At 64.5% G+C, this 16,931-nt stretch carries 18 protein-coding genes; 9 read left to right on the top strand and 9 right to left on the bottom strand.

The window, feature by feature from the left end:
* Positions 1-74 precede the first annotated feature (74 nt).
* Positions 75-1,037 (top strand): D-2-hydroxyacid dehydrogenase, encoded by a 963-nt coding sequence (locus GVL12_RS06845; RefSeq protein WP_159912201.1) that lies wholly within the window; start codon positions 75-77, stop codon positions 1,035-1,037.
* 169 nt (positions 1,038-1,206) lie between these two features.
* Here GVL12_RS06845 and GVL12_RS06840 read toward each other — a convergent pair whose 3' ends face one another.
* The 4 genes from GVL12_RS06840 to tnpA all read right to left on the bottom strand — a co-directional run bounded on the left by GVL12_RS06840 (position 1,207) and on the right by tnpA (position 4,051).
* Positions 1,207-2,751 carry a PAS domain-containing methyl-accepting chemotaxis protein gene (locus GVL12_RS06840; protein ID WP_159912199.1) on the bottom strand — a complete coding sequence of 515 codons (1,545 nt, stop codon included), beginning with the start codon at positions 2,749-2,751 and terminating at the stop codon, positions 1,207-1,209.
* Between the two features lie 367 nt (positions 2,752-3,118).
* Positions 3,119-3,277 carry a hypothetical protein gene (locus GVL12_RS06835; protein ID WP_159912197.1) on the bottom strand — a complete coding sequence of 53 codons (159 nt, stop codon included), beginning with the start codon at positions 3,275-3,277 and terminating at the stop codon, positions 3,119-3,121.
* Positions 3,274-3,528 carry an FAD-dependent oxidoreductase gene (locus GVL12_RS06830; protein ID WP_159912195.1) on the bottom strand — a complete coding sequence of 85 codons (255 nt, stop codon included), beginning with the start codon at positions 3,526-3,528 and terminating at the stop codon, positions 3,274-3,276. Before GVL12_RS06830 ends, GVL12_RS06835 begins: the two co-directional genes overlap by 4 nt.
* A 94-nt stretch (positions 3,529-3,622) precedes the next feature.
* The gene (tnpA, locus tag GVL12_RS06825) at positions 3,623-4,051 is read right to left on the bottom strand and encodes an IS200/IS605 family transposase (RefSeq protein WP_159912193.1); all 429 of its coding nucleotides are present in this window, start codon (positions 4,049-4,051) and stop codon (positions 3,623-3,625) included.
* A 20-nt stretch (positions 4,052-4,071) separates the two neighbouring features.
* On the opposite strand from tnpA, the gene GVL12_RS06820 reads away from it, so the two are divergent.
* The gene (locus GVL12_RS06820) at positions 4,072-5,319 is read left to right on the top strand and encodes an RNA-guided endonuclease TnpB family protein (protein ID WP_159912191.1); all 1,248 of its coding nucleotides are present in this window, start codon (positions 4,072-4,074) and stop codon (positions 5,317-5,319) included.
* Positions 5,320-5,581: 262 nt separating this feature from the next.
* On the opposite strand, the gene GVL12_RS06815 is transcribed toward GVL12_RS06820, so the two are convergent.
* Positions 5,582-6,484, bottom strand: coding sequence for a LysR substrate-binding domain-containing protein (locus GVL12_RS06815; protein ID WP_159912189.1), 903 nt, complete (start codon positions 6,482-6,484; stop codon positions 5,582-5,584).
* 151 nt (positions 6,485-6,635) lie between these two features.
* Between GVL12_RS06815 and GVL12_RS06810 the strand changes: the two genes are divergently transcribed.
* Complete coding sequence (locus GVL12_RS06810) at positions 6,636-7,631, top strand: tripartite tricarboxylate transporter substrate-binding protein (RefSeq protein WP_306770578.1); 996 nt, start codon at positions 6,636-6,638, stop codon at positions 7,629-7,631.
* Between the two features lie 40 nt (positions 7,632-7,671).
* Positions 7,672-8,811: a PLP-dependent aspartate aminotransferase family protein gene (locus GVL12_RS06805; RefSeq protein ID WP_200843558.1), complete on the top strand. Its 1,140-nt coding sequence runs from the start codon at positions 7,672-7,674 to the stop codon at positions 8,809-8,811.
* Positions 8,812-9,030: 219 nt separating this feature from the next.
* Here GVL12_RS06805 and GVL12_RS06800 read toward each other — a convergent pair whose 3' ends face one another.
* A complete protein-coding gene (locus tag GVL12_RS06800) occupies positions 9,031-9,930 on the bottom strand; it encodes a LysR family transcriptional regulator (RefSeq protein WP_159912183.1) in 900 nt (299 codons plus the stop codon).
* Between the two features lie 136 nt (positions 9,931-10,066).
* Here GVL12_RS06800 and GVL12_RS06795 point away from each other — a divergent pair, with 136 nt between their 5' ends.
* Genes GVL12_RS06795 through GVL12_RS06775 form a run of 5 tightly spaced genes read left to right on the top strand, consistent with a single transcriptional unit; the run spans position 10,067 to position 14,014 of the window.
* The gene (locus GVL12_RS06795) at positions 10,067-10,933 is read left to right on the top strand and encodes an amidohydrolase (protein WP_159912181.1); all 867 of its coding nucleotides are present in this window, start codon (positions 10,067-10,069) and stop codon (positions 10,931-10,933) included.
* Positions 10,934-10,971: 38 nt separating this feature from the next.
* Positions 10,972-11,802, top strand: coding sequence for an SDR family NAD(P)-dependent oxidoreductase (locus GVL12_RS06790; protein WP_159912179.1), 831 nt, complete (start codon positions 10,972-10,974; stop codon positions 11,800-11,802).
* A gap of 55 nt (positions 11,803-11,857) precedes the next feature.
* Positions 11,858-12,835 (top strand): tripartite tricarboxylate transporter substrate binding protein, encoded by a 978-nt coding sequence (locus GVL12_RS06785; RefSeq protein ID WP_159912177.1) that lies wholly within the window; start codon positions 11,858-11,860, stop codon positions 12,833-12,835.
* A gap of 5 nt (positions 12,836-12,840) precedes the next feature.
* Positions 12,841-13,359 carry a carboxymuconolactone decarboxylase family protein gene (locus GVL12_RS06780; protein WP_159912175.1) on the top strand — a complete coding sequence of 173 codons (519 nt, stop codon included), beginning with the start codon at positions 12,841-12,843 and terminating at the stop codon, positions 13,357-13,359.
* 4 nt (positions 13,360-13,363) lie between these two features.
* Positions 13,364-14,014, top strand: coding sequence for a hypothetical protein (locus GVL12_RS06775; RefSeq protein ID WP_159912173.1), 651 nt, complete (start codon positions 13,364-13,366; stop codon positions 14,012-14,014).
* A 140-nt stretch (positions 14,015-14,154) separates the two neighbouring features.
* On the opposite strand, the gene otnI is transcribed toward GVL12_RS06775, so the two are convergent.
* From otnI to otnK, 3 genes are read right to left on the bottom strand one after another with little or no spacing between them, the layout of a single operon-like run.
* Entirely contained in the window at positions 14,155-14,973 is an 819-nt protein-coding gene (gene otnI, locus GVL12_RS06770; RefSeq protein WP_159912171.1) for a 2-oxo-tetronate isomerase, read from the bottom strand.
* 20 nt (positions 14,974-14,993) lie between these two features.
* On the bottom strand, positions 14,994-15,662 hold the full coding sequence (locus GVL12_RS06765; RefSeq protein ID WP_235033815.1) for an aldolase: 669 nt from the start codon (positions 15,660-15,662) through the stop codon (positions 14,994-14,996).
* On the bottom strand, positions 15,659-16,930 hold the full coding sequence (otnK, locus tag GVL12_RS06760; RefSeq protein WP_159912169.1) for a 3-oxo-tetronate kinase: 1,272 nt from the start codon (positions 16,928-16,930) through the stop codon (positions 15,659-15,661). Before otnK ends, GVL12_RS06765 begins: the two co-directional genes overlap by 4 nt.
* Position 16,931 lies beyond the last annotated feature (1 nt).

The following is a 16,931-nucleotide window of genomic DNA, read 5'->3' as shown; positions in this document are numbered from 1 at the left end:
CATGCTGGAGACTGGCCGTAGGCGCCATGCCGATGGCCAGCGCCAGGCTTTTTTTGGCGAGCTTGAGAGTACCTATGAAGATTGTTTTCCTTGACCGCGCCACGCTGTCGCCCGAAACCACGCTGCGCCTTCCGTCCTTCGCGCACGAACTCGTCAGCCACGACAACACCGCGCCCCATGAAGTCGCGCAGCGGATTGCCGATGCCGACATCGTGATCACCAACAAGGTCAAGCTCGGCGCCCAGGTGCTGCAGCAGGCCGCGCGCCTGAAGCTGGTGGCGGTCGCGGCCACCGGCACCGACAGCATAGACCTGCAGGCCTGCGCCGCGCGCGGCATCACCGTCAGCAATATCCGCAACTACGCGGGCAACACCGTGCCCGAGCACACGTTTGCGCTGATGTTCGCGCTGCGCCGCAGCATCTGCGCCTACCGCGACTCGGTCAAGGCCGGCCGCTGGCAGGAATCCGGACAGTTCTGCTATTTCGACTACCCGGTGCGCGACCTTGCGGGATCGACCCTGGGCATCATCGGCGACGGCGCGCTGGGCAATGCCGTGGCGACGATTGCGCGTGCACTGGGCATGACGGTGCTGATGTCGGCGCACAAGGGGCGCCCGGGCATGGGCAAGCTCTATACGCCCTTCGAGGAGGTGCTCGCGCGCGCCGACATCATCACGCTGCACTGCCCGCTCAAGCCCCAGACGCGCCACATGATAGGCGCCGCGGAGTTCGCGCAGATGGCGCGCAGGCCGCTGATCATCAATACCGCGCGCGGCGGTCTGGTCGACGAGGCGGCGCTTGCCGCGGCCTTGCGCAGCGGGCAGATTGCGGGCGCGGGCTTCGACGTGGTTTCGGCCGAGCCGCCTGCGGCCGACCACCCCTTCATGGCGCTGCTGGACCTGCCGAACTTCATCCTGACGCCGCATGTGGCCTGGGCTTCCCAGCAGGCCATCCAGGGCCTGGCCGATCAACTCATAGCCAACATCGAGGCCTTTGCGGCCGAACATGCGACGAATGTGGTCACAGCTACGGCATGAACGATACGCGCGCATTCCTGCGCCAACGGCCAAGAACGGTCAAGCCCTGCCGCGGCCGCCTCATGACCCAACTCGGCGTGAGCGACCTGCCAGCGCTGGTACGGCTGGCGTGCGCGAAGGTTTGGTCAGCGCGGATGCTCGCTGACCGTGGCTTGGGCCGGTATCGATCTCAACGGAACACACTCACCGCTTCCACCAGGCGCTGCGTCTGCTGCTGCAGGCTTTTTGATGCAGCGGTGCCCTGCTCCACCAGCGCGGAGTTCTGCTGCGTGACCTGGTCCAGGTGGCCCACGGCCTGGCTCACCTGCTGAATGCCGCCACTTTGCTCGATCGTGGCCGAGCTGATTTCGCTGATCAGGTCCGACACGCGTTGGACCTGGTGCACGATCTCGTTCATGGTCTTGCCAGCGTCATCGACCAGACGCGTGCCGGCTTCCACTTTGTCCACACTGGCGCCAATCAGCTGCTTGATTTCCTTGGCCGCTTCGGCGCTGCGCTGGGCGAGGTTGCGCACTTCACCGGCGACCACCGCAAAGCCACGGCCTTGCTCGCCCGCACGGGCCGCTTCCACCGCTGCGTTGAGCGCGAGGATATTGGTCTGGAACGCGATGCCGTCGATCACGCCGATGATGTCCTGGATCTTGCGCGAGCTCTCGGTGATCGCGCTCATGGTGCTCACCACCTGCGACACCGCCTGCCCACCGCGCGAAGCAGCATCGCTGGCCGCGCCCGAGAGTTGATTGGCCTGGCTTGAGGTTTCGGCGTTCTGCCGCACCGTGGCGGTCATCTGCTCCATCGACGCGGCAGTCTGCTGCAGGCTGGAGGCGGCTTGTTCGGTGCGTTGGCTCAGGTCGTTGTTGCCCTGAGCGATGTCGGTCACCGCGGTCTGCACGGTCAGCACCTGCTGGCTCACATCGTCGATCAGCCAGCGGAACATCAGGCCCAACTGGCTGATGGTGCGCATCGTCATGCCGATTTCGTCCACGCGGTCCATGTGCGCCACCTTCTGCGTGTCGCCCGTGGCCACACGCAGCGCCTGCTCGCGCAGGAACTCGAGCGGGCCGGCCAACTGCGATTCGAGGAACCAGCCTGCCAGGCCCACGCCCACGGCGCTGAGGCCGGCGAACTGGGCCCATTGCATGCCCTGCATGCCCAGAGCCCACGCGCCACCGACCAGTCCCGCCAGCAACACCGCCAGCGACAGGCGAATGCGGCTGCGCACGCGCATGGTCTTGAACGCGGTCGTGATGCCCATCAGGCCGGTGCGCAAAAGCAGGCCCTTGTGCAGTTTCAGGTGTCTGGCGCGACCTTCCCGCATGTCGGCGTACAAGCGCTCGGCGCTGGCAATTTCTTCCCGCGTGGCCTTGGTGCGCACCGACATGTAGCCCACCGCCTTGCCGTTGCGGATCACGGGCGTGGCGTTGGCGCGCACCCAGTAGTGGTCGCCGTTCTTGCGGCGGTTCTTCACCAGCGCGGTCCAGGGCTCGCCGCCCTTGAGCGTGGCCCACATGTCGCCAAAGGCTTCCTTGGGCATGTCCGGGTGGCGCACCACGTTGTGCGGCTGCTGCTGGATTTCTTCCACCGCAAAACCACTCACGTCCACAAACGCCGCGTTCGCATAGGTGATGTGGCTCTGGGTGTCGGTGGTCGACATCAGGGTCGCATTGTCTGGAAACTCGTACTCACGCTGGGTAACGGGGCTGTTGACACGCATGAAGAACCTCGCCTGAAGTGAACGGTATATCCATACTATCGGCGTGTGACTAGTAGTTCATTAGCCCGAATAGCCACTGCAATCCACGCCAGATCGCACCTATGGCCCTGCGCCAGGCTGCGGCCCATCCGACACCCCCGTCATCGCCCCCCATTTCCGGCTCGGGCATGCCGTGCCGCCGGCCAGGGGGCGCCTGGTGCGCATGGGCGGCTGTCGGTTCCACATTCGCGCTCGCGTGTGGGAGCACGACGGCGAGCGCCTGGTCCTCCAGCTCTGCACATGGGCGATGCCCACGCGCCTGGCGTTGCGACGTTCGGCTGAGCCGCCGGCAATCGCCCATCAAGTCTCCCTTGCGAGGCCAGGCCGGTCAAAGAAAGCGCTCGGGACGGTACTTTGCGGGTACCGCAGCCCTTTCCTGGGTCAGGATTTCCAGCGCAGCGTACTTGCCCATCACCGGTGCCTGGGTGACACCGCTGTGCGTGGCCACCATGTACATGCCTTTGGCGCCAGGCACATGGCCGATCATCGGCAATGGGTGTTGACGGTGCTCGGGTTGATCCAGGCGAGGGAAGCCCGGGTCGCAACGGATGCAGGTTCGCCTTTCTCGAAGATGAGGACCTCTGCGCCGGCCTCCACAAGGTATGCGGCAATCGAGGCACCGATAATCCCTGCGCCAATGATTCCAACCCTGGATTTGTTTCCAGAAGCAAAAGAAATCGCTGGCAAAGTCCCTGCCGTCAATGCAGCAGCCTGAAGAAAATTACGCCGTTGAATCATGATGGAATATGAGTGATTTGATCCGGTGCGCGGCAAACCTTGCCCTTCAGGGCGGGGAAGGATAGCGCGGACGCCGTAGGCGTCCTACACGGCGTTAATGTGGCGTCTGCTGCTGTTCGATGTACTGCTGGATGGTTTCGATGGACGCTCCACCGCAGCTACCGGCAAAGTAGGACGGCGACCACAGCGCACCGCCCCATAGCTTTTTGCGGATGCTTGGGTAACTCTTCTTGCGGATCATCCGGCTAGATACGCCCTTCAAACTGTTCACCAGCGACGAAACCGCCACCTTGGGCGGATAGTTCACCAGCAAATGAACATGGTCATCCTCGCCATCGAACTCGACCAACTCCGCCTCGAAGTCGGCGCAAACACCCGCAAAGATGAAGCGCAGGTCATCCAGGATGGCTTTTGTGAATACCTCACGCCGGCACTTGGTTACGAAGACCAAGTGAACGTGCATGAGAAAGACGCAGTGCCGCCCATGACGTAGGTCGTTGTTTTTACTCGATGCATCATCCATAGACCAACTATACTGGACACATGCAGCGCCTTCAGGCATTCAAGTACGAACTCCGGCCAGATGGCCAGCAAGCGCGCCAGATGGCGCGTTTCGCTGGCTCGTGCCGGTTCGTGTTCAACAAGGCGCTGGCCCTGCAAAAAACCAACCATGAGGCGGGAGGAAAGTTCATCGGCTACGTGGCAATGGCCAAGGAACTGACCGCCTGGCGCAACAGCAGTGAAACGCCGTGGCTCAAAGATGCGCCCGTGCATCCGCTGCAACATGCCATCAAGAACTTGGAGCGGGCCTACAAGAACTTCTTCGCCAAACGTGCGGGCTTCCCGCGCTTTGCGAAGAAAGGGCAGCGCGATAGCTTGCGCTACCCCGACGCCAAGCAAATCAAGCTCGATCAGGCCAATGCCCGCATCTTCCTGCCCAAGCTGGGCTGGCTGCGCTACCGCAACAGCCGCGATGTGCTGGGCACGGTCAGGAATGCCACTGTCAGCCTATCGGGCAGCAGGTGGTTTGTGAGTATCCAGACCGAGCGCGAGGTCGAGCAGCCAACTTCGCACTCGACGAGTGCGGTGGGCATCGACATGGGACTTGCCCGCTTCGCCACGATGAGCGACGGCAGTTACCTTGAGCCGCTATGGAGCTTCAAGAAGCACGAAATCCGCCTGCGCCGCTACCAGCGGGCCATGAGCCGCAAGACCAAGTTCAGCAACAACTGGAAGAAAGCGAAGGCAAAAGTACAACGCCTCCATACCCGCATCGGCAACTGCCGCCGCGACTACCTGCACAAGGCCACGACCACGATCAGCCAAAACCACGCGATGGTGTGTATCGAGGACTTGCAGGTGCGCAATATGAGCAAGTCAGCAGCAGGCAATGCCGACAAGCCGGGTAAAAGCGTTCGGGCCAAGTCCGGCCTGAACAAAGCTATCCTCGATCAAGGATGGTTCGAGTTCCGCAGGCAACTGGACTACAAGCTGGCGTGGGCTGGCGGCTGGCTCATCGCTGTGCCGCCGCACAACACAAGCCGGACGTGTCCGGCTTGTGGGCATATCCATGCGGACAACCGCAAGACGCAGGCGAAATTCGCGTGCGTCGAGTGCGGACATGAAGATCACGCCGATGTCGTCGGCGCAATCAATATCTTGGCGCGGGGACACCGCGTTGCAGCCTGTGGAGAGGACGTAAGCCGTGCGAAGCCTGCAAGGGCCAAGCGTGCAGCCTCTGCGAAGCAGGAACCCACCGAAGCGATTCAGGCTGGCTTCGTGCACGCTTGAGCGCCGTAGGAATCCCCCACCTTCAGGCGGGGGAGGATGTCAAAAATCTGGCTTATCCGGAGAATCAAATAATCGATTCTTCAAACGGCCAAAACGTCGCAACCTCCCCCCAGTCATGAGTGGCACCGGGCAACTCACATACAGTCGTCAAATAATAAACAGGGTTCGCATCGGGAAAGGGCGTGATCACTTTAAGGCGGCATGCCCTATGTGAACAATGACAATATCAGCACTTGTCATTAGCAAACCTGATGGATCTGAATCAGTTCACCACACGCTCCGCGCGCGCGTTGCGTGCTTCGAAGAGGCACGAGGCCAGGTCGCGGACGATGCGTGACTTGGGCAGGTCCGGGCGGAAGATGAGCAGGGTACGGAAATGCACGGCCGCCGAGAACGGCCGGAAAACGACGCCCCGCGACGCGTAGCCGTCGGCCGCATACGGGTTCACCAGGCCGACGCCGAGTCCTTCCATCGCCAGCGCGCAAACGGTAGACGAGTTGGGTGTCTCGGCGACGATTTTTGGCCGCACATTGCTTGCCTGGAAGACTTTCTCCAGCTTGTGACGCACCGTGTCTTCGGGCGACAGCGCAATGAACGACTCTTCGGCGAGGTCTTCGGGCGTGATGACCTTGCGCTCGCTGAGCCGATGGCCTGCGGGCATGGCGCACACCGCCTTGGGCGTGGCGAAGAGCTGGTGCTCGAGGCCTGACACATCGATTTCGTCCGCGGCGAGCCCTACGTCAAAGCGGCTGCCCATCACCAGTTCTCGCACCGTGGAGGAGGCGCCTACCTGGAGCGTGACGGCGATGTCGGGGTGCTGCGCGCGAAACAGCCGCAGGGCGTGCGGCACCAGCGTAGAGCCCATGGCCGCAAGACTGGCCATGCGTATGTCCCCCGTGCCGAAGTCACGGATGCGGGCGGCGCTGACGCGCAGCCGGTCCAACCCCTGGAAAGTCTGCTCCACATCGCGGAAGAACAATTGCCCTTCCGCCGTGGGCACGAGGCGGCCACGAATCCGGTCAAAAAGCTGAAAACCGGTGACCTTCTCCAGCTCCAGGATGCTGCGGCTGATGGCCGGCTGCGTGATCTGCAGCAAGTCCGCTGCCCGTGAGGCAGAGCCCGTGATCATCACCGCCCGGAAGGCCTCGACTTGGCGAAAGTTCATTGACAGCCCATAAGGTTTTCACATGGATGACCGCAGTTCGGTCATTGATTTTAATTGGTGGCGATTCTAGAGTACCTACCTGGCTTCCAGATAAACGCATGCCGTTCATCTGGCTTTATATGGCACAGTAAATGGGCATTGGTGCATTCAAATGAATTACTCTCTCAATCGTCGAAGTGCGTTGGCTGGTATGGGCGGCGCTGCCATCGGCGCGCTGGCTCCCTTGGGTAAATCGTGGGCGGATTCGAATTACCCCAACCGTCCCATCAAATTAATTGTTCCCTGGTCGGCGGGAGGCAGTACCGACGTTCTTGCCAGAGCGGTCGGACAGAATCTGACCGATGTGCTGGGTAAACCCGTGGTGGTCGATAACCGTCCTGGCGCTTCAGGCCGCCTGGGCGTAGACGCCATGGCCAAGTCGCCGGCGGATGGCTATACCGCCTGCGTCATCGAGCTGGCCCACGCCATTGCACCCTCGGTGTTTCAGCGGGTGTCCTATGACATCATGAACGATACCGCTGCCGTGTCCTTGCTGGGCGACTCCCCGCTGGTGCTGTTTGTGGGCGCGCAAAAGTACAAGGAAGGTCAGTTCCAGAATTTCCTGGCCGATGCCCGCAAGGCCTCGGACCCGTTCACCATCGCCACCAGCGGAAATGGCAGCATCAGCCACCTGGCCGCCGGCCTGCTCACCCAGGAGATGAAAGTCCCACTCGACTTGATCCCGTACAAGGGCTCGGCGCCTGCGCTCACCGATGTCGCGGCAGGCATTGTCCTGGGCCACTTCTGCACGCTCGCCAGCGCAAGCAGCCTGCTGGCAGCGGGGAGGATTGTTCCGCTGATGGTCACGGGCAGCCGCCGCATTCCCCAATTGCCCCATACGCCCTGCGCGAGCGAGTTGCGGCTGTCACGCATGGACTTTGGCCAGTGGTGGGCGCTGGTCGTGCCCGCCAGGACGCCCGCCCCCATCATCGACACCCTTTACCGCGCCACCGCGAAGTCGCTGGGCGACAAGCGCGTGCAAAGCCGCATCTCCAGCCTTGCCATCAACCTGAACAGCCAGGCGCCTGACGACACCATGGCCTTCGTGCGCGCGCAAGCCACCAAGTGGGCCAAGGTGGTGGCCGACCTGGGCATCAAGCCTGAATGAAGCCCTTGCGAGAATCCAGATGACAGAGAAAGCTCCCAACATGGACAAGAGAATGGAAGGTTTCCGCAGCTTGTCGCCGCCCGTGTGGCGCGCGTCAACGGTCCTGTTCGACAGCATCGACGACTTCACGACGCGCAAGGAGCGGGTGTTCGACGGCTACACCTATGGCGTCACCGGCACACCGACGACGCGGGCGCTCGAGGAACGCATCGCGCACCTGGAAGGCGCGCGTTTTTGCGTGACTGCCCCTTCGGGCCAGTCCGCCCTGTGCCAGATCGCGCTGGCCCTGCTGGGCGCGGGCGACCATGTGCTGATTGCCGACTCCGCGTACGGCCCGCTGCGCACCTTCGCGCAAGACTACCTGCAGCGATTTGGCGTGATCTGCGAGACCTACGACCCGACGGCAGGTGCCGAGATAGCGCAGCGGCTCAAGCCCAATACCAGGCTGATCTTCATGGAGTCGCCGGGCTCATTGACGATGGAGATGCAGGACATCCCGGCCATCGTGCAGGCCGCGAAGGCGGCCGGTGTGCTGACCGTGCTCGACAACAGCTGGGCCTCGCCTTTGGGCTTCCAGGGGGTTGCCGCCGGCGTCGACCTCGTGGTGCAAGCCGCCTCGAAATGGTTCGGCGGTCACTCCGACCTGCTGCTGGGCTCCATTGCCACGGACAGCCGCACGCTCTACGAGAAGTTGCGCACGGCCCAAAGTGTGCTGGGCCAGGCCGTGAGCCCGGATGACTGCTTTCTTGCGCTGCGGGGCCTGGACACGTTTGCGCTGCGCTACACACACCAGTGCGCCTCGGCATTGACCCTGGCGCAACGGCTTGCCAGCCATGCGTCGGTGGACAGCGTGCTGTTCCCTCCGCGCCCCGGCGACCCTGGCCATGCGCGCTGGGCGGCGTCGTTCCAGGGCGGGGGATGCGTGCTGTCGTTCGTTCCGAAGCTGAAGTCGACCGAGGAAGTTCATCGCTTCTTCGACGCGCTGACGGTGTTCCAGATTGGCGCAAGCTGGGGGGGCGTGCACAGCCTGGCGGCCTACTATCCGCCAGCCGAACAGGCCAAGAGAAGCTACTGCCAGGTCACCGGCGGCATCGTGCGCCTGTCCATCGGCGTGGAGCCAGCGCAAGCGCTTGCATCGGACATAGAGCAGGCGCTGCGGATGGCGGGCCAACCGACGTGAGGGCCCCTGCTTCGGCGGCATGACCCGCCGGATTCCGGACTGCCTTGAGTGCCAGCGCTTTTGAAGCACGCCATGCCGCCGTCGCCGCAGGGGTGCCGGCAATGCGCGCTTTGCAACCGCTGTCGCAAAACCAAAATAGTGGCGGGCTCGGCGCGCGTCAAGGCAATGGACGCCCGCCCATGCAGCCATGCATATCCTTGGAAGCCGTCGCCATGGCGATCAAATCGCTGATTGCTGGCCCAGGCGCTCGGCGACCACCCGCTTGAGCAATTGCTCGGCAAAGCGCGTCACACGGCTCGAAGGGCGTGCGCGCGGAATGGAAAGCACCAGGCGGTTGCGCATCACCGGCGCGACGACTTGGGCAATGGAGAGCGTCATCGGTGAGGCGCCGCTCTTGGTGGCGCTCCACGGCAAAACGGAGTCACCCATGCCGCGCTCCACCAGGGACAACACGGTGTGAACCGAATCCACCTCCGCCAGCAACCGCAGCGGCAAGCCGCGCGGCACGGTATAGCTTTCAAGCAGCTTGCGCAGTGCATTCGGTCCCCGCGCCATGACCAGGTCGCGTTGCGCCAGCGCCGCGAGCTTCACCTTCGCAGGCAGCGGCCCCTTGCTGACCAGCACCAAGGGCTCACGCAACAGCGTCTCGGTCGTGATCTGCGGCGAGTGCGGCGGATCGAACAGCAAGGCCATGTCCACGCGCCCGGCAATCAGCCACTCGCGCAGGCTGATGCTCAGGTTCTCCTCGATCGAGATGGTGACATCGGGGTACTCCTGCAGGAAACCCTGCACCAGATCGGCCGCGATCGAGCGCGCGACCCACGGCGGCAGGCCAATGCTGATGCGCCCGCGCGGACTGCGCAGCCGGTCCTGCATATCCGACTCGGCATGGGCGGCCAGCGCAAAAATTCCCACCGCATGCTGCAGCAGCGCACGCCCCGAATCGGTGACCACCACGCCGCGGCCGGTGCGCTCGAGCAGACGCTGGCCCAGCGCGCTTTCCAGCAGTTGCACCTGCCGGCTCAAAGCGGGCTGCGACAAATGCAAGGCAGCGGCCGCCCGGCTGAAACTGCCGGCCTCGGCCACCGCAACGAAATAGCTCAATCTCGCCAGATCCATTGATCTCTCCCTGGAAACGTCACAGCCGTGCTTTTTGCTGATAGCAGATATCAGCAAAGTTTATGTCCAGATGATGGGGCTGCGACCCACAATCGTCATCAACCGCGACCCACCAACGTATCGACTTATCGCTTTCATGCCTGCAACTACATACACGCCAACGCCGTCCAAGCCGTCCGTGCAACTGCCGGACGGCGCCTGCGACACCCATGTGCACGTATTCGGCCCCGGCACGCAGTTCCCGTTTGCGCCCGAGCGCACGTTCACACCGGCCGATGCCGGCAAGGAGACGCTGTTTGCGCTGCACCGCCATCTGGGGGTGTCGCGCTGCGTGATCGTTCAGTCGGCCTGCCACGGGTTTGACAACAGCGCGGTCGAAGACGCCATCGCCGCGGGCGCTGGCAACTACCTGGGCGTGGCGCTGGCCCCGGCCCATGTGACCGACAGCGAGCTTTCCCGCCTGGCGGTGGCGGGCTTTCGTGCAGTGCGCTTCAACTTCATGCGCCATCTGGCCGGCACCCCCATTGAGGACGTGCTCGCGCTCACCCCGCGCCTGGCCGCCGTCGGCATGCATTTGCAGGTGCACTTCGAGAGCAGTCTGGTGCACACGCTGGGCAAGCAACTGCAAGCCAGCGCGGTACCGGTGGTCATTGACCATATGGGCCGGGTCGACGCCCGGCTCGGCGCGGACCATGCCGACTTTCTGGGCCTGCTGGCGCTGCTGGCCGACAACCCGCAGTTCCATGTCAAGGTCAGCGGCATCGACCGCATCGACGCCCGCCCGCCGTATCTGCATGGCAAAGCCCTGGCCCGCCAACTCGTCGAGCGCTTCCCCACGCAATGCCTGTGGGGCACCGACTGGCCCCACCCCAACCACACCCACGTCCCGGACGACGGCCAACTGGTCGATGCCCTGGCGGACATCGCTGCCACGCCGGCGCTGGCCCAGGCCCTGCTGGTGGACAACCCGCAGCGCCTCTACCGGTTCCGGGCTCCTGCGTGAGCCACTGAGCCCTTCCCCCAACAAAGAGACCTCGCTCCATGCCATTCGATATCCATACTCCCGTCAACCCCCAGGGCCGCCTGGCCGGCAAGGTCGCCTTCATCACCGGAGCCGGCTCGGTCGGCCCCGGCTGGGGCAACGGCCGCGCCATGGCGATCCGCTTCGCGCAGGAAGGCGCCAGCGTGTTTGGCGTGGACCTCGATGCCTCCCGGCTCCAGGAAACCCAGGCCATGATTGCGCAGGCCGGCGGCCAATTTGCCACCGGAAGCTGCGATGTGACCAGCAGCGCTTCGATCGCCGAGGCCGTCAATTCCTGCATGGGGCAATTCGGCCGCATCGATGTACTGGTCAATAACGTGGGCGGCTCGGCCAAGGGCGGCCCCCTGGAAATGAGCGAAGAGGTGTGGGACGCGCAGGTAGATCACAACCTCAAAAGCGTGTTCCTCACCTGCAAGCACACCCTGCCGCACATGCTGGCCCAGGGCAGCGGCGCCATCGTCAACATCTCGTCGACCTCGGGCCTGCGCTGGACGGGCGCGGCCCAGGTGGCCTATGCCGCCACCAAGGCCGCGGTGATCCAGCTGTCGCGCGTGCTGGCCGTGCAGTACGCCAAACAGGGCATCCGCGTGAACACCGTGGTGCCAGGCCAGTTGCATACCCCCATGGTCGAGACGCGCCTGGCGGGCCAGCGCGCCGGCGGCGATGTGCAAAAGCTGCTGGAGCAGCGCCAATCACGGATCCCGTTGCCCTTCATGGGCGATGGCAGGGATACGGCCAATGCCGCCCTGTTTCTGGCCTGTGACGAATCACGGTTTGTCACAGGCACGGAAATCCTGGTCGACGGAGGCATGTCCGTGCGCTGCGACTGAAAACGCGTTGTTTCTGGCCTTGCCTTTTCTTATTACATCCAAAAAGGAGACATCCATGACCCATCCTCATACCAAGCGCCGCCTCTTTTCCTTGTGTGCTGCACTCGCCGTCACGGCGTGGTCAGGCCTGGCGCTGGCCCAGCCGCAAATGACGCGCATCATTGTCGCCTTCCCCCCCGGCGGCCCGGTCGACTTTGTGGCGCGCACACTCGCCGAGCAATTGGGCAAGGAGCTGGGGGGCACCGTGGTCGTGGAAAACAAGGCGGGGGCCAATGGCGCCATCGCGGCCGATTTCGTCTCGCGCGCCAACCCCGATACCCGCACCCTGTGGCTGACGAGCGTGGGCGCGGTGGCCATCAACCCCTCGCTCTACCCCAGGCTCAGCTACAACCCCGCCACCGATTTGACACCGGTCTCCCTGGTGGTCAGCAATGTGGAAATGCTGGTGGTCAGCGCCAAGGCACCTTACAACACCGGTGCGGAATTCGTGGCCGCGGCGCGCAAGGCCGGTGCCCCGCTGACCATGGCATCGTCGGGCACCGGCAGTGTGCCGCACCTGGCGATGGAGTTGCTCAAGGAGCACGCCAAGATCAAGCTCTCGCACATCCCCTACAAAGGTGCGGCCCCGGCCATTACCGACGTGATGGCAGGCCATGTGGACGGTTTCTTTGGCGACATCCCCGGCCTGATCGGACAGATCTCCGCCGGCAAGCTCAAGCCCATCGGCATCGCAGCCACCAAGCGCCACCCGCGCTTTCCCGACGTCAAGACCTTTGCAGAAATGGGCATCGACGGCGTGGATTCGGACAACTGGTATGCCCTGTTTGCGCCCAAAGCCACGCCTGCGGCCGACATCGAAGCCATGAACCAGGCGGTCAAACGTGTGCTGAACACGCCGTCGGTCAAGAACAAGCTGGAAGCCTCCGGCGCGGAAGTGGCCGGCAGCACCCCGGCGGAGCTGAGCAAAACGCTGGCCGCCGACACCCTCAAATGGAGCCGTGTGGTGCGCGCCAACGGCATCACCCCGGATTGATCCCCATGAGAATCACGCCAATCACCCCAGGCACGCATCCTGAACTTGCGGCCGTTGAGAGCCAGATCCTCGCCGAGCGCGGGCGCATCTCCGAGCTCTACCAGGTCCTGCTCAACAGCCCCCCCATCGCCCACGGCTGGGAGCAGATGCTATCGGCCGTGCGCAACCGCAGCAGCCTCGATCCCGGCCTGCGCGAGCTGGTGATCTTGCGGGTGGCGGTGCTCAACAACGCCCCCTACGAATTCACCGCCCACGTGCCCCATGCACAAAAAGCCGGCAAGAGCGATGCCGCCATCGAAGCCACGCGCAGCGTGCCGGCCGCCGCCGATGCGCCATGGACACCTCAGGAAGGGGTTGCACTGCGGCTCACCGATGCCATGACCCGCGACATCACCGTGAGCGACCAGGTGTTTGCCCAGGTCCAGGCCCATTTCAACGCCCAGGAGCAGGTCGATCTGGTGGCCACCATCGCGGCCTACAACATGGTGTCGCGCTTTCTCACCGCATTTCACATCGGGCATTGAGCAGATGAAGGACACGCCGATCACAACAGACAGCATTTTGCTGCAGTGGACGATGGAGGCCTCTGCGCAGGCCGCCGCCGCTGCGCTGGCACGCATCGCCTACAGCGATGCATTTTCCACGGCCATCCACCGCGCGGCGGGCCTGACAACCGGCCTTGCCGTCAGCCGCTTTGCCTGGTCTCCCACCACCGGGCGCACCTATGTGTACGCCGACCTGTCCCACCGCACGGACATCACGCCCGGGTCGCTGGCTTCGGTGCGGACTGCGGCGCAATCCCTGCTGAGCACTGGCCCAGGCCTCACGGCCTCACGACTGGAACTGGTCTTTGACCGGCACGGCGCCTCGCACGGGCAAACGCGCATCGCCCATTACACGGTGGAGATGGATCCGGCCGACGGCTGGATGCCCGAGATCTTCCGCTGGTACGATGAAGAGCACATGCCGGGCCTGGCCGCGGTGGACGGCAACATCCTTTCACGGCGCTACCTGAACCACGATGGCGGCCCCCTGTCACTGGCCTGCTATGACCTGGTCACCCCCGAGGTGCTGGGATGTCCTGCATGGCTGAAGGTCCGCGGCTCGGCCTGGAGCGACATCACACGGCCGCACTTCACCAACACCCTTCGCACCATGTTTTCAACCATAGACAAGTGATCCTGCGGCCGGAAAGCGGCGTTCTTGCACCCTCGCTGCAGCGGGTCGGCAAAGAGCGGCTTCAACGTCGGCCGCTCAAGAACAAACAGCCACTCTCGCGCTGACTTGTAGGCATGGGCCGGCTCCCAGGCATCAACGTCTCAATCGCCTGTCTTTTGCGCCGCCGCAAGCCAGCCCAGCCCGGCGGTGGTTCCGCCGGGAACAGCGCCACGCGCGGGGCGGTATTCGCAGCCTATCCAGCCGTCCCAGCCCTGGGCAGACAGCTCGTCGACCACGTCGAACAGGTAGGGATGGTTCAGCTCGCCGAGATCGGGTTCGTGGCGCATGGGCACGCCAGCGATCTGCAGATGGCCTACGCGGCCGGTCGGCAGGTACTTGCGCAGCTTCATGGCCACGTCGCCCTCGACGATCTGGCAGTGGTACAGATCGAACTGCACCTTCAGGTTGGACGCGCCGACGGCCTCGATGATCCGGTGCGCCTGGTCCTGGCGGCTCAGGAAGAAGCCCGGCATGTCGCGGCCGTTGATCGGCTCGATGAGCAGATCGCGGCCGACCTTGGCGGCCTCGGCTGCGGCCCAGCGCAGGTTGTCGATGTACAGCGGCTCGACATCGGCCACGGACTGGCCGGCAGGCACCAGGCCGGCCATCACATGCACCCGCGGGCAGTCCAGTGCCACGGCATATTCCATGGCCTTGGCCATGGCCGCACGAAACTCGTCCTGGCGACCAGGCAGGCAGGCCAGGCCGCGCTCGCCCGCGTCCCAGTCGCCCGGCGGCGCATTGAACAGAACCTGCTGCAGCTTGTTGGCCTTCAGGTGCGCGGCGATGTCGTCGGCCTGGTAGGCGTAGGGAAACAGGTACTCGACGCCTTGGAAGCCATCCTTTGCGGCGGCTTCGAAGCGGTCCATGAAGTCCAGCTCCGGGTAAAGCATGGAGAGGTTGGCGGCAAAACGGGGCATGTTGTCTTCTCTGAAATGGCTTACCAGCGCGCACCGAAAGTGCGGCGCAGGTCTTCTATGTGTTCTTCGGGCAAGGGCAACGCTGCGGGCATCAGCGCGCGCAGGCGGGCGGTTTCTTCCAGCTCTTCGAGCACCGACATGGCGGCCGCCGGGGTTTCGTGCCACACGTTCGGGCCCAGGCGCGACAGCATCACCGCACGAATCGGCATGCCGGTTGCGCCATGGCGCTCTATGGTCTCGGCCACCGCGTGGGCGGCTTCGGCGGCACCGGGGCGATGATAGGGAATCACCGGCACATGGCCCACCTTCATCACGAAATACGGGGTCAGCGCGGGCAGCAGTTCGTCGCTGGTGTCATGCAGCGTCAGCGCCACGCAATGCGTGCTGTGCGTATGGATCACGCAGGCGGTGGCGGCGTCGAACTTGCGCGCCGCGGCATAGATGCGGGTGTGCAGCGCGATGGTCTTGCTGCCTTTGTCACCCGACAGCTGCCGGCCCTGCGCGTCCAGGCGTGCCAGGCGCGCCGGCTCGAGAAAGCCCAGGCAGGCGTCGGTCGGGGTGATGAGAAAGCCGTCGTCCAGCCGCACGCTGATGTTGCCCGCGCTCGCGTGCACATAGCCGCGCTCGAAGAGGCTGCGGCCGACGCGGCAGATTTCGTCGCGCGCCTGGCTTTCCGTCATGCTGCTCATGCCAGCACCTTGAAGGCCTTGGTGAAGAAGTCATCCGCACCGAAGTTGCCGGATTTGAGCGTGACATGCACACCGGCGCCGCCGGCGGCTTCGGCCAGCACATGGGTCCATGGCACGCCCGGGTCGATCTGGGGGCCGATCTGCATCTGGCTCACACCCAGGGCCTGCACGCAGGCGCCCGACGTCTCGCCGCCGGCGACCACGAGTTGCCGCACGCCCAGCTCGACCAGGCCGCGGGCAATGGCCGCGATGGTGCGCTCCACCATCGCGCCCGCCTCCTCCACGCCCAGGCGGGCCTGGACGGCCTTGATGGCCTGGGTCTCGGCGGTGGAATACACCAGCACCGGGCCTTGCGCAATCAGCGGCCCGGCCCAGTCCAGCACCTCCGCGGTGACATCCGCGCCCGATGCGATGCGCAGCGGGTCTATGGCCATGGCCGGGCGGCCCGACTGGATGAACGCCATCACCTGCCGATTGGTGGCGATGGAGCAGCTGCCCGACACCACCGCCTGCAGTCCGGCGGCGGCAGGCAGTGCGCTGGCCTGCGACGAAGGCGCGAAGCCGAAATTGGCCGGCAGGCCTATGGCCACGCCCGAGCCGGCGGTCAGCAGCGGCAGCTCGCCCAGGGCCGGGCCCATGCGCATCAGGTCGTCGTTGGAGACGGCGTCGACCACCGCCATGGCCACGCCTTCGGCGCGCAGTTCGGCAATGCGCGCGCGCACGGCATCGGCGCCCCGCGCGACGACCAGGTGGTCGATCAGGCCGACCTTCCTTTTCGTCTGCGCCTGCAGCACGCGGACCAGGTTGGGGTCTGTCATGGGCGTCAGCGGGTGGTTCTGCATGCCGCTTTCGTTGAGCAGCACGTCGCCCACGAACAGGTAGCCCTTGAACACCGTGCGCTTGTTGTCCGGGAAGGCCGGCGTGGCGATGGTGAAGTCCGTGCCCAGCGCCTGCATCAGCGCCTCGGTCACCGGGCCGATGTTGCCGGCGGCGGTGCTGTCGAAGGTGGAGCAGTATTTGAAGTAGATCTGCTGCGCGCCCTGGGCCTGCAGCCACTGCAAGGCGTCCAGCGACTGGGCAACGGCCTCGGCCGCGGGAATGGTGCGCGACTTCAGCGCCACCACGACGCAGTCGACATCTGCCGCCAGCGGGGCGGTGGGCACGCCTATGGTCTGCACCACGCGCATGCCTGCGCGCACGAGGTTGTTGGCAAGATCGGTCGCGCCGGTGAAATCATCGGCAATGCAGCCGAGGCGGATAGTGCTCATG

This window comes from Pantoea sp. 18069 (assembly GCF_902706035.1).
Classification (GTDB): domain Bacteria; phylum Pseudomonadota; class Gammaproteobacteria; order Burkholderiales; family Burkholderiaceae_C; genus Comamonas.
Note: the sequence above shows the minus strand (reverse complement) of the source record. Positions and strands in the feature narration are given on the sequence as shown.

Bases quoted from the DNA above. Each gene is read 5' to 3' on its own strand.
- GVL12_RS06815 (WP_159912189.1), bottom strand. From the start codon at position 6,484: ATGAACTTTCGCCAAGTCGAGGCCTTCCGGGCGGTGATGATCACGGGC.
- GVL12_RS06835 (WP_159912197.1), bottom strand. From the start codon at position 3,277: ATGATCGGCCATGTGCCTGGCGCCAAAGGCATGTACATGGTGGCCACG.
- GVL12_RS06790 (WP_159912179.1), top strand. From the start codon at position 10,972: ATGCCATTCGATATCCATACTCCCGTCAACCCCCAGGGCCGCCTGGCC.
- GVL12_RS06800 (WP_159912183.1), bottom strand. From the start codon at position 9,930: ATGGATCTGGCGAGATTGAGCTATTTCGTTGCGGTGGCCGAGGCCGGC.
- GVL12_RS06775 (WP_159912173.1), top strand. From the start codon at position 13,364: ATGAAGGACACGCCGATCACAACAGACAGCATTTTGCTGCAGTGGACG.
- otnI (WP_159912171.1), bottom strand. From the start codon at position 14,973: ATGCCCCGTTTTGCCGCCAACCTCTCCATGCTTTACCCGGAGCTGGAC.
- GVL12_RS06830 (WP_159912195.1), bottom strand. From the start codon at position 3,528: ATGATTCAACGGCGTAATTTTCTTCAGGCTGCTGCATTGACGGCAGGG.
- GVL12_RS06795 (WP_159912181.1), top strand. From the start codon at position 10,067: ATGCCTGCAACTACATACACGCCAACGCCGTCCAAGCCGTCCGTGCAA.
- otnK (WP_159912169.1), bottom strand. From the start codon at position 16,930: ATGAGCACTATCCGCCTCGGCTGCATTGCCGATGATTTCACCGGCGCG.
- tnpA (WP_159912193.1), bottom strand. From the start codon at position 4,051: ATGGATGATGCATCGAGTAAAAACAACGACCTACGTCATGGGCGGCAC.
- GVL12_RS06805 (WP_200843558.1), top strand. From the start codon at position 7,672: ATGGACAAGAGAATGGAAGGTTTCCGCAGCTTGTCGCCGCCCGTGTGG.
- GVL12_RS06765 (WP_235033815.1), bottom strand. From the start codon at position 15,662: ATGAGCAGCATGACGGAAAGCCAGGCGCGCGACGAAATCTGCCGCGTC.
- GVL12_RS06780 (WP_159912175.1), top strand. From the start codon at position 12,841: ATGAGAATCACGCCAATCACCCCAGGCACGCATCCTGAACTTGCGGCC.
- GVL12_RS06785 (WP_159912177.1), top strand. From the start codon at position 11,858: ATGACCCATCCTCATACCAAGCGCCGCCTCTTTTCCTTGTGTGCTGCA.
- GVL12_RS06840 (WP_159912199.1), bottom strand. From the start codon at position 2,751: ATGCGTGTCAACAGCCCCGTTACCCAGCGTGAGTACGAGTTTCCAGAC.
- GVL12_RS06820 (WP_159912191.1), top strand. From the start codon at position 4,072: ATGCAGCGCCTTCAGGCATTCAAGTACGAACTCCGGCCAGATGGCCAG.
- GVL12_RS06845 (WP_159912201.1), top strand. From the start codon at position 75: ATGAAGATTGTTTTCCTTGACCGCGCCACGCTGTCGCCCGAAACCACG.
- GVL12_RS06810 (WP_306770578.1), top strand. From the start codon at position 6,636: ATGAATTACTCTCTCAATCGTCGAAGTGCGTTGGCTGGTATGGGCGGC.